The sequence below is a fragment of the Sinorhizobium meliloti genome (assembly GCF_017876815.1).
Taxonomy (GTDB): Bacteria; Pseudomonadota; Alphaproteobacteria; order Rhizobiales; family Rhizobiaceae; genus Sinorhizobium; species Sinorhizobium meliloti.
On record NZ_JAGIOS010000003.1, the window covers coordinates 204,236 to 227,123 of the forward strand.

The 22,888-nt window shown below is 58.5% G+C and carries 18 protein-coding genes and 3 pseudogenes; 11 read left to right on the forward strand and 10 right to left on the reverse strand.

All coding sequences use genetic code 11. From position 1 onward, the window contains the following. Positions 1 to 499: 499 nt before the first annotated feature. A complete protein-coding gene (locus JOH52_RS27495) occupies positions 500 to 1,393 on the reverse strand; it encodes an arginase family protein (protein WP_014528864.1) in 894 nt (297 codons plus the stop codon). A gap of 540 nt (positions 1,394 to 1,933) precedes the next feature. Here JOH52_RS27495 and JOH52_RS27500 point away from each other — a divergent pair. The 3 genes and pseudogenes from JOH52_RS27500 to JOH52_RS35390 all read left to right on the forward strand — a co-directional run bounded on the left by JOH52_RS27500 (position 1,934) and on the right by JOH52_RS35390 (position 3,856). Next, positions 1,934 to 2,230 (forward strand): hypothetical protein, encoded by a 297-nt coding sequence (locus JOH52_RS27500; RefSeq protein ID WP_014528863.1) that lies wholly within the window; start codon positions 1,934 to 1,936, stop codon positions 2,228 to 2,230. 135 nt (positions 2,231 to 2,365) lie between these two features. Next, positions 2,366 to 3,312 (forward strand): IS630-like element ISRm2011-2 family transposase gene (locus JOH52_RS27505; protein WP_011970797.1). Its coding sequence is split into 2 segments (ribosomal slippage): positions 2,366 to 2,705 and positions 2,705 to 3,312, totalling 948 coding nucleotides; the frame shifts between segments, so codons are not numbered across the junction. Next, positions 3,313 to 3,856 (forward strand): annotated as a pseudogene (locus JOH52_RS35390) (type II toxin-antitoxin system VapC family toxin). Between the two features lie 24 nt (positions 3,857 to 3,880). Here the strand turns inward: JOH52_RS35390 and JOH52_RS27510 are convergent. Further along, on the reverse strand, positions 3,881 to 4,297 hold the full coding sequence (locus JOH52_RS27510; RefSeq protein ID WP_010967902.1) for a Ros/MucR family transcriptional regulator: 417 nt from the start codon (positions 4,295 to 4,297) through the stop codon (positions 3,881 to 3,883). Positions 4,298 to 4,424: 127 nt separating this feature from the next. On the opposite strand from JOH52_RS27510, the gene JOH52_RS27515 reads away from it, so the two are divergent. Both JOH52_RS27515 and JOH52_RS27520 read left to right on the forward strand, forming a co-directional pair. Then, positions 4,425 to 5,603 carry a low temperature requirement protein A gene (locus JOH52_RS27515; protein WP_017265780.1) on the forward strand — a complete coding sequence of 393 codons (1,179 nt, stop codon included), beginning with the start codon at positions 4,425 to 4,427 and terminating at the stop codon, positions 5,601 to 5,603. Positions 5,604 to 6,185: 582 nt separating this feature from the next. Further along, entirely contained in the window at positions 6,186 to 6,779 is a 594-nt protein-coding gene (locus JOH52_RS27520) for a hypothetical protein (RefSeq protein ID WP_010967900.1), read from the forward strand. Positions 6,780 to 6,925: 146 nt separating this feature from the next. Here the strand turns inward: JOH52_RS27520 and JOH52_RS27525 are convergent, their stop codons facing one another. Continuing rightward, a complete protein-coding gene (locus tag JOH52_RS27525; RefSeq protein WP_014531420.1) occupies positions 6,926 to 7,135 on the reverse strand; it encodes a hypothetical protein in 210 nt (69 codons plus the stop codon). Between the two features lie 692 nt (positions 7,136 to 7,827). Between JOH52_RS27525 and JOH52_RS27530 the strand changes: the two genes are divergently transcribed. Both JOH52_RS27530 and JOH52_RS27535 read left to right on the forward strand, forming a co-directional pair. Then, positions 7,828 to 8,283, forward strand: coding sequence for a transposase (locus JOH52_RS27530; RefSeq protein ID WP_010967898.1), 456 nt, complete (start codon positions 7,828 to 7,830; stop codon positions 8,281 to 8,283). A 260-nt stretch (positions 8,284 to 8,543) separates the two neighbouring features. Continuing rightward, positions 8,544 to 9,143 (forward strand): hypothetical protein, encoded by a 600-nt coding sequence (locus tag JOH52_RS27535; RefSeq protein ID WP_010967897.1) that lies wholly within the window; start codon positions 8,544 to 8,546, stop codon positions 9,141 to 9,143. A gap of 281 nt (positions 9,144 to 9,424) precedes the next feature. On the opposite strand, the gene JOH52_RS27540 is transcribed toward JOH52_RS27535, so the two are convergent. Together JOH52_RS27540 and JOH52_RS36570 are read right to left on the reverse strand one after the other, a co-directional pair. Further along, complete coding sequence (locus JOH52_RS27540) at positions 9,425 to 10,621, reverse strand: sensor histidine kinase (RefSeq protein ID WP_010967896.1); 1,197 nt, start codon at positions 10,619 to 10,621, stop codon at positions 9,425 to 9,427. A gap of 237 nt (positions 10,622 to 10,858) precedes the next feature. Further along, positions 10,859 to 11,374, reverse strand: a complete 516-nt coding sequence (locus tag JOH52_RS36570; RefSeq protein ID WP_017266590.1) for a hypothetical protein — start codon at positions 11,372 to 11,374, stop codon at positions 10,859 to 10,861. Between JOH52_RS36570 and JOH52_RS36575 the strand changes: the two are divergent. After that, positions 11,301 to 11,540: pseudogene (locus tag JOH52_RS36575) on the forward strand (chloride channel protein); the annotation flags it as partial. The gene JOH52_RS36570 and the pseudogene JOH52_RS36575 overlap by 74 nt on opposite strands. Here JOH52_RS36575 and JOH52_RS36580 read toward each other — a convergent pair. From JOH52_RS36580 to JOH52_RS27565, 5 genes and pseudogenes are all read right to left on the reverse strand, one after another. Next, a complete protein-coding gene (locus JOH52_RS36580; RefSeq protein WP_017266589.1) occupies positions 11,427 to 11,663 on the reverse strand; it encodes a hypothetical protein in 237 nt (78 codons plus the stop codon). The pseudogene JOH52_RS36575 and the gene JOH52_RS36580 sit on opposite strands and share 114 nt — an antisense overlap. Before the next feature lie 565 nt (positions 11,664 to 12,228). Then, on the reverse strand, positions 12,229 to 13,683 hold the full coding sequence (locus tag JOH52_RS27550) for a TrkH family potassium uptake protein (RefSeq protein WP_010967894.1): 1,455 nt from the start codon (positions 13,681 to 13,683) through the stop codon (positions 12,229 to 12,231). A gap of 543 nt (positions 13,684 to 14,226) precedes the next feature. Then, entirely contained in the window at positions 14,227 to 14,643 is a 417-nt protein-coding gene (locus JOH52_RS27555; protein WP_010967893.1) for a response regulator transcription factor, read from the reverse strand. A gap of 81 nt (positions 14,644 to 14,724) precedes the next feature. Continuing rightward, positions 14,725 to 15,366: a response regulator transcription factor gene (locus JOH52_RS27560; protein ID WP_010967892.1), complete on the reverse strand. Its 642-nt coding sequence runs from the start codon at positions 15,364 to 15,366 to the stop codon at positions 14,725 to 14,727. Beyond that, positions 15,363 to 17,137 (reverse strand): annotated as a pseudogene (locus JOH52_RS27565) (sensor histidine kinase). Before JOH52_RS27565 ends, JOH52_RS27560 begins: the two are co-directional and overlap by 4 nt. A gap of 438 nt (positions 17,138 to 17,575) precedes the next feature. On the opposite strand from JOH52_RS27565, the gene JOH52_RS27570 reads away from it, so the two are divergent. The 3 genes from JOH52_RS27570 (at position 17,576) to JOH52_RS27580 (ending at position 22,793) form a co-directional block, all read left to right on the forward strand. Continuing rightward, positions 17,576 to 19,243 (forward strand): arylsulfatase, encoded by a 1,668-nt coding sequence (locus tag JOH52_RS27570; RefSeq protein WP_010967890.1) that lies wholly within the window; start codon positions 17,576 to 17,578, stop codon positions 19,241 to 19,243. An 82-nt stretch (positions 19,244 to 19,325) separates the two neighbouring features. Then, positions 19,326 to 20,339: an HAD family hydrolase gene (locus JOH52_RS27575; protein WP_014531429.1), complete on the forward strand. Its 1,014-nt coding sequence runs from the start codon at positions 19,326 to 19,328 to the stop codon at positions 20,337 to 20,339. A gap of 60 nt (positions 20,340 to 20,399) precedes the next feature. Beyond that, positions 20,400 to 22,793: a tetratricopeptide repeat protein gene (locus JOH52_RS27580; RefSeq protein WP_014531430.1), complete on the forward strand. Its 2,394-nt coding sequence runs from the start codon at positions 20,400 to 20,402 to the stop codon at positions 22,791 to 22,793. The last annotated feature ends 95 nt before the right edge of the window (positions 22,794 to 22,888 follow it).

Below are 22,888 nucleotides of genomic sequence, written 5' to 3' on the forward strand. Positions count from 1 at the left end.
ATGAGCGTTCGGCCGTTGGGAGCCGACAGTAGCGCACCGATGCGGCCGATGGAGTTGTGTGCGTCGTGGGGAATGCCCTCCTTTGGGAGCGGATTGCTGCTGAATGCGATCAAGTCGGCTTCCGACCAGAAGAGCGCGTGTCTCATGCCCTGAGGTTGAGCCGCCTCCAGCGCATCAAATTAGACGGACTGAAAGGCGCAGCACTGCCACAGGCCCGGAGCGACGGCGAACATACTCTCGTGTACGTCGCGCCAGTAGGCCTCGCACACTTCCGGCGGGATATCGGCGCGCCACCAGCAAGACGCCGTCAACGCGAGTTCGGCAGCGTTCTCACGTTTGGCCTGTCCATCACAGCAAGCGATTGTCTGGTCTCGATCACAGCTCTGCACCCCCTTCGGCTCGATTTTTCGGAGCTGTGAGAAAACGAACAGGGGCGCAAAATGTTGCGCAGCGTCAAACGCCATCTGCTGCGCCGGAAAGCAGACGTTGCTCGCCGTGTTCAGGACGCTGCTGTTCCGAGGGCTGTGGCCAGTACGTCGGCCAGGTCGCGCCCGGCGCTGCCGGACTCATCAAGGCGCGGATTGTAGATGGTGATCTCGATGCCGACTGCCTTGCCACTCGCCAAGGCAACCCGAAGCGCGGTCCCTAGCTCGTCCCACGACAACCCGCCCGGCATGCGGAAATCGACAGCCGGCATGATGGCGTCGTCGAGGCAATCGGCGTCGAGATGGATGAAGAAGCCGTCCAGTTCCTCTCGCGTCAGGTGGTCAACCGCTTCGCGCGCGGCGGCCTCAATGCCCACTGCGCGCACGGCGGGAAGATCAATCGCCTTGAGCTCGTTAGGGAGCGGCTGGCTTCCGTACTCCTCCTGATCCTTATGATCGCGATATGCGAACGCGACAGCGTCTTCGGGACGGACCAGAGGACCGCGACCTTCAATGTCGGTCAGATGTGACGGGCCGTAGCCGGTAACGAGGGCAAGGTCCATGGAGGCGCCCTCACCATTAGGCTCCGCCTCGGGCTGGAAGAAATCGGCGTTGCCGTCGATGAAGAGCAGGCCGTAGCGGCCGCGTCGGCGAAACGCGAGCATCGAGCCCAGCACGATCGTGCAATCGCCGCCCAGTACCACCGGAAATTCGCCCGCGGTAAGCACCGCTTCCACCGCGTCGGCGAGCTTGGGCGACCAAGCCGCAATTGCCCTCGCATTCAGGATGCCGGTCTCGGGATCTGGCGTAGGCTCCTTCGGAGGCACCGCCAGCCGCTCGGCGTGGCGCGCATGGATGCGCTCCGCAAGACCGAGATGCAGGAGTTGGTCGGGCAGGCGCTCCACTCCGTGGGTCGCCAGTCCCAACGTGGAAGGGGCTTCGAGAATTGCATAAGGAAGGGTCGGCATGAGCGCCTCCGTGAGCGACTACTTTGCGGAGTAGATCGCTGCCTCGATTTTGTAACTATCTGTATCGCGGACGAACGCCCCATAATAGTTGGCATCGTAGTTCGGCCGCAGCCCCAGAGCGCCATCGTCGCTGCCACTATATCTTAATGCTTGCGTAAAATTGATTGACTATCGAACGGTCCTCGACGGCAAAGGCGACATGAGTGCCATTGCCCACGGTCGGTGGTTTTCTATCAATCGGAACCTGAACGCTGAAAGTGAAACGTGCCGCTTCCATAGCCTAGTCCACCTCGTCCTCTGCCATCGGCACAAGGCCGACGATGGGCAAAAACGGCATCGTAGAAGCGCTTCGAACGCCCAACATCATTCGTCCCTACCGAGACATGGTGGATCACAACTACCTGCGCTCCAGCTTTGTCCCTAACGGCAGCTTCTGGTCATTGTTTCCTCAAAGCCGACTGTCGTTTGTTCACCACAAGATACAGCCTTGCTTTCATGTTGAACGGTAATTTATGTTGTGTTCAACACACGGAGGCTAGCATGCGTGCCCAAATCCGTTCCGCTGCAGAAAACGAGGCAAAGGTTGCCTTGACCCGCAACAAACTGGTGCTTGATCAAGCGCGGGCCGTTGGCCTTCTCGGCACCGCGAAAAATACACGTTTGTCAGGGCGTGTACCATCGGAGTTGATCGAAGCCGCGAAGAAGCGAGCCCACGTCACTTCCGACACCGAACTGTTGGAACTGGCACTGGCGCGGCTGGCACTGGAGGATGACTTTGGCGCCCGCCTCGTCGGCCGGAAAGGCAGCATTCCAGCGGACGTCGACCTTGGGCTTTGATCTCCTCGAGACCCTCCATCACTGAAGCCTCAAAAACGCCTAGAGCGGGATGCATTTAGGCGGAATCGGAAAGGGGATTCCTTTTTCTGCGCAAATCAGATTCACCATTCAGGCCGGTGAAGGAGGCCGGCCTTTATGGCGAGACCTTTTTCGAATGATCTTCGGGAACGCGTTGTCGATGCGGTGACGGGCGAGGGCCTATCGTGCCGGGCAGCGGCCAAGCGCTTCGGCATCGGCATCAGCACCGCGATCGATTGGGTGCGGCGGTTTCGCGAGACGGGCAGCGCCGCACCCGGCCAGATGGGTGGGCACAAGCCCCGCAAGCTTTCCGGTCCGCACCGGGCTTGGCTGCTTTGCCGCTGCCGCGAGCGCGACTTCACGCTGCACGGACTTGTCGCCGAGTTGAGCGAGCGCGGCCTGAAGGTGGATTATCGCGCCGTCTGGACCTTCGTGCACGAAGAGGGGTTGAGTTATAAAAAAAGACGCTGGTCGCCAGCGAACGGGAGCGGCCCGACGTCGCCCGCCACCGGGCACGATGGCTGAAGCACTGCCCCGGAATTGATCCCGCCCGCCTCGTTTTCATCGATGAGACCTGGACGAAGACGAACATGGCGCCGCTGCGGGGCTGGGCGCCTCGCGGCGAACGACTGGTGGGCTACGCCCCCTTCGGCCATTGGAACACCATGACCTTTGTCGCCGCACTCAGGGCCGACCGCGTCAGCGCTCCCTTTATCCTCGATGGCCCGATCAATGGCGAACGCTTCCGCATCTATGTCCAGCAAGTTCTGGTGCCGGAACTCAAAGCCGGCGACATCGTCATCCTGGACAATCTCGGCTCCCATAAGGGTCAGGAGATCCGCGCCGCCATCCGTAAGGCCGGCGCCCGCCTGTTCTTTCTGCCGAAATATTCCCCCGATCTCAATCCGATCGAAAAGCTCTTCGCCAAAATCAAGCACTGGTTGCGTGAGGCACAGGCCAGATCACGCGACGCAATCCATGACGAACTGCGCCACATTCTCCAAGCCGTCACCCCACAGGAATGCGCAGCCTACTTCAAAGAGGCGGGATATGAACGGGCTTAAATACATACCGCTCTAGGAACGCTTGAACGCCGCGCCGATGATGATTTGCCCTGGGTAGAAGACGAGCCAACCATTGGTGGTCCAGGTTCCTGGACACCGTCGTCTATCTGGATGTGCAGCAGGGGCGATCGCCGGCAGAGATAGATGCACTTGTGACCTATCGGCTATGCCATCATTCGGCTGTGTGTCTCTCCGAGCTGACCCATGATTTGGCCGCCTGGATCCGAAACATGTTTCAACGAAGTCGGTCCTGGAAACAATTCAGGCGACGGTAGGCGACATACCGGAGCACAGACTTCATGCCCCGGACGCAGCTATCTGGGGGCAAGCCGGCGTCCTCGCTGGCTTGCTCTTTCGGTTGACCAACTTGCCAAGGGGTGAGGGTCACGAGCGTCGGTTTGTAAACGATGCTCTGATTTTCCTGCAGGCGCGGCAATTGGGTGCGAGTGTGCTTACCGGAAACATCCGGGATTTCGACTATTTTTCCCAGATCATTCCGACGGGGCGCGTCATTCTGTACCGATCTCCTGCAGCGCCACGATGATGAAGTAAGTAGTAGTTAGCGCACCTACTTCAACGCCCGGCTCTTTCCCAGCCCCATCGCGCGTGCGAGTTTCGAGCGCTGCAGGGCATAGTTGCGAGCTGTCATCGGGTATTCGGATGGAAGCTTCCATTTTTCGCGATACTGGTCCGGCGTCATACCGTATTTTGTCGTCAAATGCCGCTTGAGAGACTTGAATTTCTTGCCGTCCTCCAAGCAGACGATGAAGTCGTCGGTCACCGACTTCTTGATGGGGACCGCGGGGCGTTGTTCTTCGACTGCTGGCGGGGTCTCCCCTGGTCCAGAAGTTTCGTTCAGGGAGCCGTAGGTTTGCTGGATAAGATAAGGGAGTTCGTCGGGGGCAATGACATTGCGGCTCAAATAGGCCGATACGATGCGGCTGGTGAGCTCAAGTCTTCGTCCGTTTGAGCGCGTTTCCGTCAATGATCTTCTCCGCAGCCTGTTACCAATGAAATCGAGCGATGCAGAGTGCAGATATTTCGGTCGGAACGAAGGCACTATGAGCCGCGAGTCGCTATATATCTCTGCTTGTCATCCCTACGAGGGTTCCATGGCTGAAAACCACACGCACTGGCTTCGGAAAGAGAATACGGATCAGACGAAGGCGAGCTTTCCGGAACTCTTTTTCGATCTCGTTTTTGTATTTGCCCTGATTCAGCTTTCCGAGAGCCTTTCGGATGATTTCAGTCTTGGCATCGCCGCCGAAGCAGTGCTTTTCATCTTCGCGCTTTGGTGGGTATGGATTCATACGACGTGGGTCATGGATCTTCTGGATACCGAGATCGAACCGGTCCGCCTGCTGCTCTTCACTCTCATGTTCTTCGGCATCGTGATGGCGATTGCGCTGCCCGAGGCCTTCAAAGGCATGGGCCTTCTCTTTGCCGTCGCCTATTCAGCGATGCAGGTCAGTCGGTCGCTGTTCGCACTCTATGCATTCCGAAGAGGCGACCCGGCCTCGTTCATGACCTTTTTCCGGATCACCGCCTGGCTTACGATTTCAAGCACCTTCTGGATTACGGGAGGCCTGTCGGAACCGCATCTGCGCGTCGTCCTGTGGATCGTGGCGCTCGTTGTGGAATATACAGGTCCGACGGTCCGCTACTGGGTGCCACTTATCGGGGCTTCGCCGCGGGAAACCCTTGACATCGACGGGGAACATCTTGCGGAACGCAGCGCTCTTTTTGTCATCATCGCACTTGGCGAGACCATCCTGACAATTGGCAAACACACGTTCAGCAACCTCGAGACTGAGGGCACGCCCTGGGTCCTCTGTTTTTCCTTTCTCACCACGGTTCTCATGTGGTGGATCTATTTTCACGACGGCCAGCAACGGGCCGCTGACAAGGCAGAAGACACGTCCAAACCGCAAACCACCGCGCAGTATCTCTTCACCTATGGCCACCTTCCGATCGTTGGCGGCATCATCTTCACGGCGGTCGGAGAAGATTTCAGCCTGGCGCACCCTTACCAACTGGGAAAGTACAATTTCGCGCTGGCTCAGCTCGGCGGGCCGATCCTGTTCCTGGCTGGGACAATGTGGATGAAAAGGGTGTCATCGCGCGTCCTGCCCTATTCGCATGTCTTTGGCATCAGCCTGCTCACAGCTAGTTTCACGCTTGTGCCCTTCGTCGCCAACTTCGCTATCCAGGCGCTGACAGGTGTTATACTGCTCGTGGTCGCCGTCTGGGAGTATGTCGCGTTGAAGCATCTGCGGCGCAGCGCCGCTTGATTGCCACGGCTTCGTTTCTGCTGCGCCCTAGAAATATGCCACACCTTCCTCTTCATGCAGAAGGTGTAGCCGGACGCTTAGGGCATCCTCCACAGCTCCTCCGTTCTATCGCTACTGCTTGGGCAGTTGGTGCCGGTCCCACGCACCGTCCTCAAGGCCCCGGTCTTCAATGAGCTTCCCGACCGGCAGGAGGTCGCGCAGCGCCCAGTGCCTGCGCTATCCCGTCGTGCCGGCCCCAAAGCGGGTAAGCCCCTTCAACGACACCCCCGCCGGCGAGTTTTGGGGTCGCGGAAATCCCAGACGGCTTCCCCAAGGTTTCAGGGCGCCGCTGCAGGTAGGGCAGCTTTGTTGACTCCGTCTTCCGCTGGGCCGAAAACAGACTTCCGCTTCCAGAAGGAGATCATCTGATGGCTGAAGAGAATAGTATGTTCCTCAATGACAGGTTTGTCGTGGCGGACGCCACGGAAAGACACCGACGATGCAAAAGCATACTGCTGTCGAACTTTTCCGCCGGATTGCAAACTGAGTGAGTAGCAATACCTCAACCGGATCGCAGTCCGGCTTGCTCAAAGTGGGGACACTATGAAAACACCGTGGAAATTCCTTGCCCGATTGGCGTCGCGGCAACCATCGGGGAAAACGCAAGAGAGCTCGGCCGGGAATGACACCGGTTCCAAGACTCTCGAGCATACGTCCGCACTTCCACCCAGTCCGACGGTGGCTGCCAGCCCGCTTGCTCGAAATGAGGACGTCTCGGTTGATCAAGGGCCAATCGCATCGGATAAGCCGGCAGGCCATAACGGTGTCGCACAGGCGTTAGAACCGCCAATCCATGCGGATGAGGCTCAAACAACTGCGCGTGACGAAGCCGACCAATCGGGCGCCGAAGCGAATTCGCTGGCTCCGAAAAGCACGGCAAGCACAAAGTCGCAACGCAAACCGCGGATCAAGCGTCGAGAACGTGGGAAGAGAGCCAACGCCCGCGTGGATGCTCAAAGCGCTGTCGTCCAAAAGCATTATCAAAACCTGCAACAATCGTCTTCACGTGACTTGTTTTTCCATGAATTGGCGACACTCGACGAAGAAATCAAAATGCTGCGGACCCAACTCGCTCAAAAGCTTCATCTGCAGAACGTTCAGCTGAAGAAAATGCTGGAGCGATTCGAACTTTCGTGAACTCGGCGGCACTCCTATAAGCGCGCCTGCGTCATCTTCGCTTGGCGGGAAGCCCTCGCCGCCATTCAATTGAATGGGTGCGAAAGCCTGTTGAGCAGACACCCATCAAATAGGCTCATTGCGTATTCGTCGACGCGTGCTGCGCCTCAGGACAGCCCAGCGACAATACTCAAGCCCAGGTCGTCGCGAATCCCTGATTGATATGCATTGATCAGTTTTGCGGCGAGTGCTTCAGCTTCTTCTGACTTGCGTGGCAAAGCTCGCCTTTGCAGTTCGTCCAGGAAGGCCTTTCCGATTATCTCCAACTCGTCAGGCCCAATTGGATCGAAACTCGAGGTTTGAGCTGATTTCATCATTCCCCTCCCTCCGCCGCCGGCTGAGACGGAAGACCCTTCGGCCTCTGCGTTTCAGCCTGAACTGAACGGGTGCAGCTTCGCATTAGATCTATCGAAATTGAGCCGTCCTTACGGCCTGACGGTCCGTATCGATCCACTGCAGTGCCCCAAGGGCCGAGCCAAATAGCAGAGCAGGCACAGCCAGGGCTCCCATGAACCTCAGCATTTGGAGCCGGCGTGTTCGCTTTCCATCCCAATCGTAAGCCATTTGCACGCCCCGTCGTATAAAGCACGCCGAGATAGAACCAGAGAACGACTTTTTCGTCGAGTCTATTTTCAAGTATTACTTTTAGAGGAATTTCCTCTGCGGGTTTTATATTGCACATCCAAGGGCGTCGATAGAAAATGAGAAGTAAAGGTGTCCAAGAAGGCATGGTGATCGCGCTTGGCCGTGACGGAGGGCATCACACTGCGATAAGCCTTCGCGCTCGCGCCGACCCTGCGCCAACATGTAGAGGGCCCCGATCGTCGAATTAGGGATAGTGGTCAGCGCCGTCTATTTCCGGTGAGGGCCGGAAGCTTTCACCGGTAGATCGTCAGGCTCTAGGTGTGAGCCAGGCATCAGCGATCCGTAAAGCAGGACTCTGATGGTTGTGTTGACTCTGTGGAGCACTCAGCCGAAAACAGGCGATGATTAAAGGAGGAAATTGCTGATGGCTGACGAGAGTAATACAGGACCAGTTGCTGCGGCCGTAGCGGCGGACGCTGAAGTGAAAGTACCAACGGCTAAGAAGCTGAGGTCGCCACGGCCTCAGAAGGCGGCTGCCGAACCAGCTCAACCAAAGGCGCCGGCCGCTAAACCCAGGAGGTATAGCGAACAAGAGAGAAACGACAAGCTTAAGCTGATCGAGACGCAAGTCAGCGAAGGAAACACCCTCAAGAACGCTATCCAGAGTGCCGGCATATCAGAGCAAACCTACTATCATTGGAAAGGTGCCGCGAAGCCTGTCGGAAAAAAGGACGCGAAGAGCACCAAGCCCCTACCGGCCGGCGATGAGTTCGCAGATCTTGTCAAGTTGGAAGAGGAAAACCAGAAACTCCGCAAACGACTGGCGGAGAAGCTGCGCACGGAAAACGCCGAACTGCGCAAGAGGCTCGGTCTGGATTAACCAGGACCGGGGATGCGCGGGGCGACAGGTTCTTCGTCGTCCTCCGTGTTACGCCAGAGGCTCATATGCCTCCGCATTTCGCATTGTCGCGACAAGCGAGCCTGCTGTTCCCATCGTCGCCGGGTGAAAGACACGCGAGCTGCGGGGTTGGTTTAGCAGGGAGTTGAAGCGGGCGAGGAACGGCTGTATTGGTGCGCCAGCAGGAATGCAACGGCGCCAATCGGCGTTCATTTTTCACGTATGCTTGGGATCGAAAGTAGATGAAGACGCCACAACGGAGGTTTGTTGTCGAATTCAAGTCGGGGCGACGACAGCCAAAAGCCCAGACGAACTCAATCTGGGGAAACACAGATCTTAAGGCTTTGGCCCGCGAAGTGGAGGAGACCACGCCGCATCTGTTCAATTCAAGTGAAGCGGCTGGAACACTAAACTCGGATGAAACTGCGCCGGCTTATCCGATCGATGCAGAGCCTGCCAATCCACGCGCCGACGATGTCGACGTTGCATTAGCAGCGATGCCATTTGCCAACGGCGCAGAGGTCGAAATCTCGAAGCACCATGGGGCCGATCATCCGCCCGAAACGGTCGTGCAAGAAGAGGAGAGCCAACCGGCGTCGCAGGCACGAACGACATCAACCAGCACCTCTCGAAAGCGCGCCAAGCGCGCGTACGCCCAGACGATTGCGCACAATTCCGAGGTTGGGAAGGGGGATCCAAAGCCTGTCGACGAGCGGATCTCACTCGACGAGCTCGCCGTCCTGGAGGCAGACAACAAGCGCCTCAGGAGGTTGCTGGCTAAACAGCTTCATGCACAAAACTTGCAACTCAAGAAGATGCTTGCGCGGTTTGACGTCGAATAGTGAGGTCGCGCCACTGGCGTAAGAAAACCGGTCGGGCGCGAGTTCCGCGGCTAGCCCCGCGCGCCGGGTGCGCTACCTCGACGTCACCTGCCGGGTTTTCGCGCGTTTGCACTGCTGAAGGTGTCGGGTCTGACAACCCGAGATTGCCATGTCAGGCGGAACGTTGAAGTTGGCACTTGGAATGCAGCGGCGATGCGCCTGAGCCTGGCGGAGGGTCCCCGAGCGACGGGGATAATTAAGACGCCATTGATTGTGGGAGCCCGACCGGCTTCCGACGGTGCCTATCGCGCCAGAATAGATAACGGCATGACGATGTTCACCGACAGACCGACCGGTCGCCAGTCATAGCTTAAGGTGCCGCCGAACTGGTGGGTGACGGTGGCCTCCACCAATGTGCTGCCGAAGCCCTTGGAAGCCGGCGGGATAGATATTTGGGTACCCCGGTCCTCACTCCATGTGATGCTAAGATCGTCGCCGTCGATCTGCCAAAGAACGTCCACCCTTCCATTTTCGCTGCATAGTGCCCCGTATTTGGCGGCATTAGTCGCGAGTTCATGGAAGACCAGCGCGAGTCCGTTCACCGATTGCTCACCGCATAGAACCGACGGCCCGCGGAGTGAGAGCCTTCTCCTGCCGCCTGTTGCCGGAGGCTCGTGCGGTTCGGTGACGATGCTCAACAGCTCGGCAAGGTTGGAGGCCGCCCCCTGAACGTCGCTAAAAGATGGTCTCACCAAAGAATGGGCAGCGGCGAGCGCATGCAACCTGCCGGACAATAGTGCGACTAAATCATCCTTGTTGTCCGTGCTGCGGGCGCTGATGCGGATCATGCCGTCGACGATAGTGAAAAGGTTTTTGAGCCGATGGCTCATCTCCCTGGTAAGCAGTTCCTGCTGTTCAAGTGCCTGCTGGAGTTCCTGTTCGGATCGGACCATCTTCAGTGCTATGCCGATGAACCCCGCGAGCTCCTGCATCGTGGCCCCGTGGCCGCAGTGGAAATGTCCAATTCTGTCGGCGACAATCCACAGTGTCCCGAGTGGTTCCGTTCGTCCGATGTACAGGGGAACGAGCAGAACCTCCGGCAGCGACAAGCCCGGTGGTATCCAATCATAGACGCGTTCTGGATGAATGGTCAGTGTCGTTGCGCTTCGCTCTAGCGTGATACCACATGGCGAGAAATCGCGGGGCGTAGTAGCCCCGTTGAACGGCGACAGAATCCCCTTTAGATGATGCCAACGGAACACTGGAGACGGCTCTGTCTGTTCGAGCAGACTGATACCGGCCGAAATTCCGCCTGTCAGTTCCATGGCGAGTTCCACGAACCTTGGGAGCATTTCCCCAGGCGCGTCGTGCATGCGTCTGGCGAGCTGGAGAAGCGCGGCCTTCTCCCGCGCCGCATCGCCCTGTGGCACTGGCCTCTGACTCAGATCGACCGCGTAGACCGTCGAAACGTCGGGTTTGGACACCTTCGCAGCTTCCATCTTCTCGCTTCCCTCTCGGCGCGCTCTGAACGACTGCAGGCTTCATCTGTATCGTAACTCTAAGCCGGTGGCAAAACACGTGACACGGGTACAGACGAGCGAGCGTGATCTACCGTGAAGGTCGGTGAGTTGCCGCCGAATGGCCGCCGGGCGCGCTCGACGGCCTGTTTGACTGATTCATACACACACCCAAGCGGTGCGCAACCTTGCCCCGCGGCTGGAGCAGACCGCACTCCTTCAATCCTCAAAGAGAATGCGAATATCGCGTCGCACGCGTCGCCGATCGGCGTCCGAAAATGCCGCATGAATGAGTTTCGCAGCCTCAGCTTTGCCGAGCGGCTCAGCAAGCAACCTGGAAACAGCACCGGCTACCGGATACAAATGGAAGATCGCATCTCCGTTGGCCCGTGCGAGGAAGAGCTTACCGTCGAGGCCTTCAACCTTGATATCGCTCGCGGCTTCAGGCCAGCGCGCCGACCCGCCGGGAAATTGTTTCGGCCGTACCTGCTTGGTCCGATCAAAATGGCCGGCGGAGCCGAGGGGTCGCTTTTTGCCCAGCTTTCCCACATGAGTTCGGCAGAAAGAAAGACGATGCTTGTCGCTGGCGCCGCCGCCGCGATGACCGCCATCTTCGGTCGGAATCGGGTACGACCTAATTACCGATCTTCTCGCAAGCAACATGACATGGGTCGCGATAAAGACCGTCCTTATCGTCAAGGCAGGAATCTGGCTGGTTGCCTTGTCGTCCGGCACGTTCGGGGGCGTCCTGGCACCTCTCCTTATAGTCGGGGGAGCGTTCGGAGCGCTATTCGGCCGGGTTCTTCCGGGTGAGGGGACTTTGGGCGCTTCTCGGCATGGCGTCGATGATGGGCGGTACCATGCGGGCGCCGCTGACGGTCACCTTTTCGCGGTCGAGCTGACCGTCGATGTCTGCTTGCTCGTCCCCCTCTTTGCCGCTACGGTTGCCTCCTATGGGATCACTGTCCTGCTGCTGATGATCGATCCTAACCGAAAAGATCGCGCGCCGCGGACGGCGCGTCATCCGCGAATATGCCCGCATGCGGCAATACGCACTCTGGCGATAGGCGCGGAGACCGTCGGGTGGCCTCTGTCCCACTACGGTGAACGATCACTGCTTACTGCGCCGCGTCAGGGGCATTCTTCTGCGGAAGCTTATATTCGATCCCCCGAGGATAACTACAGCCTCGATACCCCTAGCTTTCCCGGCCGGGACCAAATGAACTTCACTGTTACTCCATAGAGGGGTGAACCGCTGCAGGTCGGTAGCCGAACAAGTTCCGCTTCAAGTACCGGTGGAATGGAAAACCCACGATGAAGCACGGCCGGCATAAGTCCTCGGTATCCGTGGCATGGTGTCAGACACTGCGCTTCGCATAAAGCGCGGCGAGCGCCGTCGTCATATAAAAGGCCGTACCAGCGGCCATGCGACCAATGCGTACGCGACGACGCTGAGGATGTTCCCCAATATTCGGCCAACGAGTTCGTATGGATCTCGCTGATGGGCGGTCATCTGGTCTCTCCAAAACAGTTGTCATTTGCCGTGGTAGCATACAGCCGTTTGCCGGTCACCAAGATCTCATAGTTTGTCACTGCTTCCAGAACACCGGTGTTAGGATGACAAGCACGGTCAGCACTTCAAGTCGCCCCATCATCATCATGAGCGAAAGCAGATAAAGTTCCGGGTCCTCGAGGGTCGAGAAATTGCCCGCGGGGCCGACAAGAGTGCCAAGGCCGGGGCCGACGTTCGAGAGGCAGGTAATGACTGCTGATACCGCGGTGAGGAAGTCGTAGCCCAACGCCGCCATCGTCAGGCTACCGAAGATCCAAAGGAGGATATAGGTAACGAAGAACAGGAGGATCGCCCGCAAAGTGTCGGCGTCCAACGAGTTCCGACCGTAGCGGACAGGGTAGACTGCCGCCGGATAGATGAGTTTGCGTAAGCCAGAGTGGATGGCGTTGAAGAGAACGATGAAGCGGTAGGCCTTTATGCCACCGGCGGTGGAGCCGGAACACCCACCCATGAAGGTCGCGATGAATGCAGCCATCACGACGAAAGGTCCCCAAAGCTGGTAGTCCTCGCTCATGTAACCCGCAGTCGACAGAATCGAGCTGAAGTTGAAGAATGCGTGAGCCAGCGCGATGTGAAATTCGACGCCATTCGTCAGGCGGTGATAGATCGCGACCGAGAAAGCGAAGACCGTCAGATAGGCAAGAAAAACGAAGATCTGAGGATCACGCAATGCGTCGAGCCGACCACGTGCAACGAAGACGATGAGGATCGAAAAGGGCAGACTGCACAATGTCATGAAAAACGTTGCGGTCCACAGGAGCGGAATGCTGCCGAAATACGCGAACGATGCATCGTGGGTTGAGAAGCCACCGGTGGCGACCGTCGACATGGCGTGATTGATCGCATCGAACCGGTTCATGCCGGTCAGGTTGTACCCGATGGCACAAAGGAGCGTGATGCCGACATAGACCGTGAAAAACGCCCGGCTGAACGTGGCGAGGCGGGCAAAGGGCTTCTCGTTTGTGTCGGAGGATTCCATCTTGAAGAAGGACATTCCCCCGACCCGCAGGTACGGGATGATGAACAGGCCCAGGACGACGATTCCAACGCCTCCGAGCCAGCAGATGAGGGACCGCCAAATCAGAATGCCGGGCGGGGCATCGTCCAGTCCGACGATCACCGTCGATCCGGTCGTGGTAATCGCCGACACAGACTCGAAAAGCGCCTGCGCGAAGTCGAGATCGAGGGATGACATCCACAGCGGCAAGGCGCCGATCAACGCGAAAGCCGACCAGAGAACGTTGACGAGTAGAAAACCGAACTTCTTGGAAAACGGAGGCGGCCCGCCACGGGTCGCCATGAAAGTCGTGGCGGAAAGGCCACTGGTGACGAAGGCGGCCGCCGCGAAGACCTGCCAATCGTAATGGCCATAATAGAGGTCCAGCATCGCAGGAATCAGCATCGCGGCCGACAGATAGAGGCCGAGAATTGCCGCAATGTGCATGGCGTGCCGGAAAAGTGAAGCATTCAATCTAGTGTCATCCCAAAGATGGTGATGGTGACCAGTTTTCCTAGCGAGAATTCGACCAGCGGATGACCAAAGTCAAATGGACTCCCGTTTCCATTCGCCATTACACAGAACTTATAGCGCCTAAGCCAGGATCTCAGAACTCAGGAGCCCGGTCGAGACCGGTAGCCCCGCGCTCGCTTCTGGCGAGTCAAGAATAGAAAGAGGCCAACAGCTTGACGGTCATCCTCAAACAAATCGGTGCGGCCTTTGCGGCCTGTGCGATGCGGCCCATCAAAAGCCGCTTTCGGCCACGGGAACCTCGAATCGTTGAAGCAATTCAGAGCTCAGGCTCGATATCCGGCAAAGACCAGTTGTTGTCGAAAAACCCTTCGGTTGGCCCGTACCGGCGGAAATATGCAAACCATCCTCGCCCAGGCAATGTCTTGACCCAGTTTAGGTGGCTCGCGGGCGGCTCAGGCCCAAAATGCGCGGCTTCGGCTACTCCACCCTTTGTGAGGTGAAATTCGACCGCTGCCAATTGTCTTTCGCGAAGTGGGCTCGCGTTCAGTTGCCCGGCGGACCCTCCAGCGCCCTGTTGACAGCGCCGATCAATAAGTCGGCCGGGAACGGCTTGTGAAGATACGCGACGCAGCCCGCCTTAAGCGCTTCCCGTTCGAGGGCCTCGTCCTCTACCGCGGTGATGAAGATGATCGAGAGGTTCGTGCCAGTGTCCCTCAGACGGTGCCACAGCGCGATGCCCGACATGCCGCCTAAGTGGATATCGAGCACAACACAGCCAATCTGGCTTACATCGGCACTGTTGAGAAAGGCTTCGGCCGACGAGTGTCCTTCAGCCACAAATCCATTTACCTTCAAAAGGCGCTCGACGCTCCTGCGCATGCTCGGATCGTCATCGACGACAGCCACTATGCGCGCTGGGCTTTCCAATTGACGCCTTTCTGGAGCCGATGGACAAAGCATGACCAGCCCCGTTCGTGACGATCGTATGACCAATATTGAGCCCTGGCTATTGCCCTTTGGTGAAGCGGGCTGCCCATGTAGCTACCGTTGCAGTTGATCCGCCGCTGAATCAACCAGACCAAGTCTCTCGGCGATCGACACAGTCTCCGCCAGCGACCGCGTACCAAGCTTCTCCATGAGGTTGTGACGGTGTGCCTTGACCGTTCGTTCGGATGTGCCGAGCGCTTGGGCGATCTGCTTATTGAGTTTACCGCGGACAATCAGGCCAAATACTTCGAACTCACGGGGCGTCAGGTTCGCCAGACGCCGCCGGAGTGCATGTTTACGATCCTGCTCTAAGCGCCGTAGCGCGTAGCGGCGCAACGCACGCCCGATGGTTTCCAACAGCACCTCCTTGGGGGTTGGCTTTTCCAAGAAATCTTCGGCACCAGCCTTCATCGCTTGGACGGTTGCCCTGATGTCGCCTCGTCCCGTCAGAAAGACGATCGGCAGCAGCGGCGCTTTCTCGGCGAGCCGGTCCTGCAGTTCCAGTCCGCTGAGACCGGGTAGACCAAGATCCAGCAGAACGCAGCCAGGCTCGCCGTCAGCGAATTGTGCGAGAAACTGATCGCCTGATTCATAGAGGGCCACGCGAAAACCGGAGGCCGCAAGCAACCGCCCGACCGCGGTGCGGAACGATTGGTCATCATCTACGATATGAACGATCGGCTCCAAATCATTCACCCATTTCGTGCGAGTGGCAGCACAACACGAAAGACCGCTCCGCCTCCAGGACGGTTGGCGGCCGAGATCTTGCGTAGGTCTCGACGATCGCACGCGCGATGGAAAGGCCGAGTCCTGTCCCGGTTGGCTTGGTGGTATAGAACGGCTCGAAAACACTGGCGAGTCGCTCGTCGGGGATGCCGCGGCCCGTATCGGAAATCGACAGCTCCACCTTGGATTCTGCCGTCAACCTCGTCTCGAGCAGGAGTCTCTTTTCGGTCGTTATCACCTCGAGCATTGCGTCCATGGCATTTGTCGCGAGATTGAGAATGACCTGCTGAACATGGACCCTGTCGGCCCGGACCGGCAGCTCGCGTGATGTCTGGCTGGAACTGACAACTACGCTCCTCCGCTCTGCCTCGCCACGCAGAATCCTGATCGCGCTCGTCGTCACGTCATTGAGATCGAACTCCTGCCAGTCGATCTCGCTTCGTTTCTTGAGCAGACCCCTGATGCGGGAGATGACGTCGTGGGCGCGCTGATCGTCGTCTTGAATATCCACCAGGATCTGTCCGATCAGTTCGAGGTCAGGCCTCTCCGACCGAAGAATGACCGCTGCCGCCTCGGCATTGCTGCGAATTGCACCAAGGGGCTGGTTGAGTTCATGCGCGATGGATGCCGAGAGCGCGCCCGCGGTCGCGGACTGGTTGAGATGAACGACTTCGAGGAGACGATGGCGGGATTCGGTCTCCGCCGCCTGACGGCGGCGGCGTTCGATGAGCAGTCCGGCAATAACGGTGCCCTGGAACGTGATGACGGCAAGGGCGAAAACTGCGGCGAGCCAGTATTGTTCCCAGAAAGTCGGTTCTTTGAACATCTGGATTGCGCCTGCAGGAAGATTTCTCTCCGACAGCCCCCAACGTTCGAGCTGTCTCGCATCGGCCACATAGGTTTGCGGAGACTCGAGATTGGAAATCGGTTTACCGGCAACGGCTTCAAGCGCGAGGTCAGCAACGGTCTTGCCCAGCGACTCGAACGTGACCACGCTGCCCCCGACAACACCGTAATCGATGTAAGTGAGGTACGGACCGTAGATCGGCGCGCCGGCAGTCTCCGCAATTTGTTTGACCGCTTCACGAGGCATGAAATTGCGGCCGTCGCGATCCTTTAAGATCGTCAGTGCCAGGATGATGCTGTCACGGGGAACCTCGGCGGCCACCTTGGTGAACTCTTCGATCGTCAGGTCCTCCAGGTAGGTCGTTTCGTAATCCTTGGAAAAAGCCGCAAGATCGGCCCGCGCTCTAGAGAGCCAAGAACGATCGAATTCGGATGATCCTCCGATTATGAAAAGATGGCGCGCCTCCGGCTGGAGTCCGCGGGCCATTTCCGCAGTCTTGACTATGTCAAACTCGCTGAAGGCTCCGACCACATCGTTGGGAAGGTCCATTTCTTCGGCGGTGGAGCTGCTGAAGCCGGCGACAATTATCTTTGCACTCGCGGCGAGCTCTCGGCGATTGGCCGAGATGAACCGCGCTGATACTTCGCCAAGTGCAATCACGACGTCGGGGCGGCGATCCGCATATTTGGCCGAAAGATATCTGGCCATGCGACCGATGTGCTCGGCTTCGGGAAACCTTGAAAGGTCGAGAAACTCGGAGAAGAGATCAATTCTAGCTTTGGTGGCCTGGAGCAGCCGTGTCCTAATGGCCTCGCCCGCGGCAGTTGTCGCGGCTAATCGTTCGTCATACGGGTAAAGGATTAACACCCGGGGGACATGGTCCCCGGTCTTCACGGCTGCAACTGGCGCGGCAGCAGAGGTTCCGAGAATAACACAGCAAGGAACCGCGTATCGCCCGAGCTGGCGCGATCGCGTCGTCCAATGGCGCTCCAAGCTCATTGCCTTGCCCCCGAGAAGGTCATCGACAAATAGCAAAGCCGCAGCGTCCTTACAACCGCCACTGCGTCGATCACAATCTGAAATAGTTGCCCCAAGGTACAATATCGCAGCAGCTCGCCGTGCGGTAGAGTGCTTTCCATGAGTGTCGTCCGCAACCCGCGGCGGACACTCTGGTCGGATGCCGTTCCCGATCGAAGGCGTCCGGATTTTCAAGTTACTCCAGTTGTTTCGATTGATTCCAATTTGAATACGCGACCGGCGACGCTCGTTTAAATTCCGCCGTGCGCCTGGGTGAATCACCGTTCGGCCGGAGATCTCAACGGAGGACTCGTAATGAATCGCAGGCTCATGCGCAGCGTTGGAGCATTCGTTGCTTCAACCGTTCTATGGTGTACCGCATCCAGCCCTCAGGCTCAGGAAGCGCGACCAAAGCCCAACATTCTCTTCATTGTGTCCGACGACACCGGTTATGGAGATCTCGGGCCTTACGGCGGCGGCGAAGGTCGTGGGATGCCGACCCCGAACATCGACAGGTTGGCGGACGAAGGCATGACCTTCTTTTCCTTCTACGCACAGCCGAGCTGCACGCCGGGCCGCGCCGCGATGCAGACCGGGCGCATTCCGAACCGCAGCGGCATGACGACGGTCGCCTTCCAGGGCCAAGGCGGTGGGTTGCCGGCAGCCGAATGGACGCTCGCTTCCGTCTTGAAGCGCGGTGGGTACCAGACTTATTTCACCGGCAAGTGGCACCTCGGCGAAGCAGATTACGCGTTGCCGAATGCCCAGGGCTATGACGAAATGAAATACGTCGGCCTCTATCATCTCAATGCCTACACCTATGCCGATCCGACCTGGTTTCCCGATATGGACGCGGAAACACGGGCCCTGTTCCAGAAAGTGACGAAAGGCTCACTTTCCGGCAAGGCTGGCGGCGAGGTGACGGAAGACTTCAAAATCAACGGGCAATACGTCGATACACCTGTGATCGACGGGAAGCCGGGCGTTGTCGGCATCCCGTTCTTCGATGGGTATGTCGAAAAAGCGGCGATAGAATTCCTGGATGCCGCCGCCAAGAAACCGGATCAGCCATTCTTCATCAACGTCAACTTCATGAAGGTGCATCAGCCCAATCTTCCGGCTCCCGAATTCCAGCACAAGTCCCTGTCTAAGTCCAAATATGCCGACTCCGTCGTGGAGCTCGATACACGCATCGGCAGGATCCTGGACAAGCTGCGTGAAACCGGCATGGACAAGAACACCCTGGTTTTCTACACGACCGACAACGGCGCCTGGCAGGACGTCTACCCGGACGCCGGATACACGCCATTCCGTGGCACCAAGGGCACCGTACGCGAAGGCGGCAACCGGGTCCCTGCGATTGCGTTCTGGCCTGGCAAAATCCAGCCGGGCTCGAGGAGTCATGATGTCGTCGGCGGTCTCGACCTGATGGCGACATTCGCTTCGGCCGCCGGCGTGCCCCTACCTGACAGGGATCGCGAGGACAAGCCGATCATTTTCGACAGCTACGACATGACGCCGGTTCTGCTCGGAACAGGCGAGTCGGCCCGGAAGAACTGGTTCTACTTCACAGAGAACGAGCTGACACCCGGAGCTGCGCGCGTCGGTCATTATAAGGCTGTTTTCAACCTGCGTGGTGACAATGGACAGGCGACCGGTGGCCTCGCCGTCGACACGAACCTGGGCTGGAAGGGTGCTCAATCCTACGTGGCAATTGTGCCGCAGGTGTTCGATCTGTGGCAGGATCCGCAGGAGCGCTACGACGTCTTCATGAACAATTATACCGAGCACACCTGGTCTCTGGTCTCCATCTCCGCGGCGATCAAAGACCTCATGAAAACATACGTCGAGTACCCGCCGCGCAAGCTGCAGAGCATGGGGTACGACGGTCCGATCGAACTGTCCAAATATCAGATGTTGCAGTCGGTTCGGGAGCAATTCGAGAAGGAGGGTGTCCGCCTCGCAATGCCGACCGGCAACTAAGCGTGCGGCGGCCCGGATCAGGCCCGGGCCGCCGTGTTCCGGGACGGACCTGACCTTCGCACAGACCTTTGGAGGACGCCCAATGTTCGCAGTTCATGATTTCCTGAAATCCGCCCAACGTGGCGCGGTGGCGGTTGCCGCTGCACTTCTCCTTGTCACTTCAGCAAAGGCGCAGAGCGATCCGTTGCCTTCGTGGAATGACACCGCCCCGAAAGCGGCCATCGTGGCCTTCGTCGAGAAGGTGACCACCGAGAACTCGCCCGACTTCGTTCCGGAGCCGGAGCGCATAGCCGTCTTCGACAATGACGGCACGTTGTGGGTCGAGCATCCAATGTACACCCAGCTCGCCTTCGCGCTCGACCGCGTGAAGGCTGAGGCTGCGGCCCATCCGGAATGGAAGAACAAACAGCCGTTCAAGGCGGTACTCGAGGGCGACATGAAGGCGCTCGCGGCAGCGGGCGAAAAGGGTCTCGTAGAACTCATCATGGAGACCCATGCGGATATGACCCACGATGAGTTCCAGAAGGTCGTCTCCGAATGGATCGCCACCGCGCGTGATCCGAAATTCAACAAACTCTATACCGAGCTCGTCTACCAGCCGATGCTTGAATTGCTTGCCTATCTTCGCGCCAATGGCTTCAAGACCTTCATCGTATCGGGTGGCGGCATCGAGTTTGTGCGGCCCTGGGCCGAACAGGTCTACGGCGTTCCGCCCGAACAGGTCGTAGGCTCCTCGATCAAGACGCAGTTCGAGATGCGTGACGGGCTGCCCACCCTGTTCCGCCTGCCACAGGTCAACTTCATCGACGACAAGGCAGGCAAACCTGTTGGGATCAACGCGCATATTGGCCGCCGACCGATCGCCGCTTTCGGCAATTCCGACGGCGATCTGGAAATGCTGCAATGGACGACCATGACCGGTGGGAGCGTCCGTTTCGGGATGATAATTCATCACACCGACGCAGACCGCGAATACGCGTACGACCGCAAGAGCGAATTCGGCCGCCTCGACAAGGCGCTTGATGCGGCGGCGATAAACAATTGGACAGTGGTCGACATGAAGGCGGACTGGAAAGAGATCTTTCTGGAGAAATAAGACTGCGCATCCGCCGGTTCCGCGCCTTCCACGAGAGGAGTCCTGGTGAAAGTAGTTTGGATGAAGCCGCCGCGGGTTTCGGGCAGGTCTCTGGCCCAAATCTTGGGTCGTGCGTTCTGGCTCAGCGCGCGCGATCTGCCAGGATGGTGGATGCGAGCCGTTCGATCGTGCGTGTGCAACAGCCGAGCGGCAGTTCTTTGGACAGTGGTATTCTGTTCCCTCGCTGCGCTGACAGGAAGTGTGGCTGCTTCCGAAAACTCCAAAACCTCCATGGCCGACCCGCTGATCGCAGTTCATGACGGTTTCGTGGACGAGAAAACCTGCTCATCGTGCCACGCCGATCAGGCTGCCGCCTTCGCCAAGTCGCATCACGCAAAGGCGATGACTGTCGCCGACGACAAGTCGGTGCTGGGCAACTTCAACAATATCCAGTTCGATCGCGATGGCGTTGCCGCATCGTTTTTCCGCCGGGACGATCGCTTCTTTGTCCGCACCGAAGGGCCAGACGGCAAGCAGGCGGACTACGAAGTTAAATATACGTTCGCCTATGAGCCTCTCCAGCAGTATCTAGTCGATCTCGGCGGCGGCAGGTTGCAGGCTCTAGACATTGCCTGGGACACACAAAAGCGGGAATGGTTCTGGCTTGGTGAAGGCAGTGCGGCAAAACCCGGCTCAACCTTTCACTGGACGGGTTCATTCTATCGTTGGAACCGCACCTGCATCGACTGTCATTCCACCGATCCGCGGACCAATTTCGAGCCGCAGTCGAACGAATATAATTCGTCTTATGTGGCCACCAGCATTGGCTGCCAGTCCTGCCATGGGGGCGGTGCGAAGCATGTCGAATGGGTGAGAGCCAAAGCGGCAAATGCTTCAACGGCGGCGGCAGATCCCGGCCTCGCAAAGGTCGACACGAACACCTGCTTCGCCTGTCATGCCCGCCGCACTAGGCTGGTCGATCGGTATCAACCGGGGGGACACTTTCTCGATCAGTTTTCCCCTGCATTGCTTCGCAGCGACCTCTATTTTCCGGACGGGCAGATCCTGGACGAGGTTTTCGAATACGGTTCCTTCCAGCAAAGCAAGATGGCAATGGCAGGCGTCACCTGTTTCGACTGCCACCGACCGCACGAGGGTACCGTCAAGGCCGAGGGCAATGGATTATGCACGCAGTGCCACGCCGAGACTGCCCCGGAACGTTTTGCAGGCAACGATCCGAGCGGCGCGTTCGACACCCATGCACACACGCATCATCCCCAAGGCTCACCTGGCGCTCTTTGCGCCAATTGTCACATGCCGGAACGGACCTACATGAAGGTCGATCCCCGACGCGATCATTCCTTTGTCACTCCTCGCCCTGACCTTTCCGCACTCTACGGAACGCCGAATGCCTGCATCTCGTGCCATACGGGCCAAACGAATGCCTGGGCGTCCGAGCACCTGGACAGGTGGTATGGCAAGGCCTGGCGTGAACGCCCGACGATTGCGCATGCATTCGCGCGAGCCGCGCAGAACGATGTTGCCGCGATTGAGAATCTGCGCAGATTTGTGACCGATCGGGAACAGCCGGGCATCGTCAGGGGCAGCGCGATCGGTGAAATGACAAGGCTCGATGGAGCAGCCACCGCCGCGGACGTCAGAGTGGCAGCGGGCGATCCCGATCCGATCGTCAGGTTGGGCGCGGCGGAGGCGGCTGCCAATTTGTCAGCTGACCGGCGATTGGACGCGATCGGCTTCCTGCTTGCGGACGAGACCCGAGCTGTCCGAGTGGCCGCCGCCAGGGTTCTTGGCGCCACGCCGTCACTGGACCTTCTCGGCGCTCAACGCGGCGCTTTCGACGCCGCACTCGACGATTTGGGTGCCTATGCAGAGGCTAACGCGGACGTCGCCGAGACGCAGAGCACCTACGGATCCATACTCTTCGGCCAAGGGCGCACGGACGAGGCGGAAAAGGCTCTCCGCCAAGCGATCGTTCTTGATCCCACGCTTTCTGGTGCGCACATCAATCTTGCCGAGTTCTATCGCGCCACCGGTGACAGTGAGAAATCCGAGCAGGCTTACGCCGAGGCGATAGCCGCGAATCCGGATCGGGCCGATCTTCGCTACGGACACGGCTTGTCGCTCGTTCGCCTAAAGGCCTTGCCGGACGCAATTGAGGAACTCACGGCGGCCATGCGATTGGATCCTGGCAACTCCCATTACAGGACGACGGCAGCGATCGCGCTTGATTCCATGGGCCGAACGGATGATGCCTTCGCTCTGTTCGGCCCGACCATCGCAGGGGGTGCAACTGAGGCCAACCTGCTCGGCACTGCCATTCAGCTCGGGCTTAAACTTGGCCGCTATGCCGAGACGCTTAAGTTTGCGGAGGCGCTCGCTCGTCTTCAGCCGAACGATCCACAGCTCGAAGAACTTGTCGGGCAATTACAGGATGCTGTTCAACATGGCAGATAAATACTTCCGTTTTGTGGCTCCTTTGGGTTGCTGGAACGAAGGTTTTATTATGATCGGCGTTTATGCACCCATTCTGCCGTTGCTGTTGCGCGTCA

Bases quoted from the DNA above. Each gene is read 5' to 3' on its own strand.
- JOH52_RS27520 (WP_010967900.1), top strand. From the start codon at position 6,186: ATGAAAACACCGTGGAAATTCCTTGCCCGATTGGCGTCGCGGCAACCA.
- JOH52_RS27515 (WP_017265780.1), top strand. From the start codon at position 4,425: ATGGCTGAAAACCACACGCACTGGCTTCGGAAAGAGAATACGGATCAG.
- JOH52_RS36580 (WP_017266589.1), bottom strand. From the start codon at position 11,663: ATGACGCGCCGTCCGCGGCGCGCGATCTTTTCGGTTAGGATCGATCAT.
- JOH52_RS27570 (WP_010967890.1), top strand. From the start codon at position 17,576: ATGAATCGCAGGCTCATGCGCAGCGTTGGAGCATTCGTTGCTTCAACC.
- JOH52_RS27535 (WP_010967897.1), top strand. From the start codon at position 8,544: ATGAAGACGCCACAACGGAGGTTTGTTGTCGAATTCAAGTCGGGGCGA.
- JOH52_RS27555 (WP_010967893.1), bottom strand. From the start codon at position 14,643: ATGCTTTGTCCATCGGCTCCAGAAAGGCGTCAATTGGAAAGCCCAGCG.
- JOH52_RS27580 (WP_014531430.1), top strand. From the start codon at position 20,400: ATGAAGCCGCCGCGGGTTTCGGGCAGGTCTCTGGCCCAAATCTTGGGT.
- JOH52_RS27495 (WP_014528864.1), bottom strand. From the start codon at position 1,393: ATGCCGACCCTTCCTTATGCAATTCTCGAAGCCCCTTCCACGTTGGGA.
- JOH52_RS27530 (WP_010967898.1), top strand. From the start codon at position 7,828: ATGGCTGACGAGAGTAATACAGGACCAGTTGCTGCGGCCGTAGCGGCG.
- JOH52_RS27525 (WP_014531420.1), bottom strand. From the start codon at position 7,135: ATGATGAAATCAGCTCAAACCTCGAGTTTCGATCCAATTGGGCCTGAC.
- JOH52_RS27540 (WP_010967896.1), bottom strand. From the start codon at position 10,621: ATGGAAGCTGCGAAGGTGTCCAAACCCGACGTTTCGACGGTCTACGCG.
- JOH52_RS27575 (WP_014531429.1), top strand. From the start codon at position 19,326: ATGTTCGCAGTTCATGATTTCCTGAAATCCGCCCAACGTGGCGCGGTG.
- JOH52_RS27500 (WP_014528863.1), top strand. From the start codon at position 1,934: ATGCGTGCCCAAATCCGTTCCGCTGCAGAAAACGAGGCAAAGGTTGCC.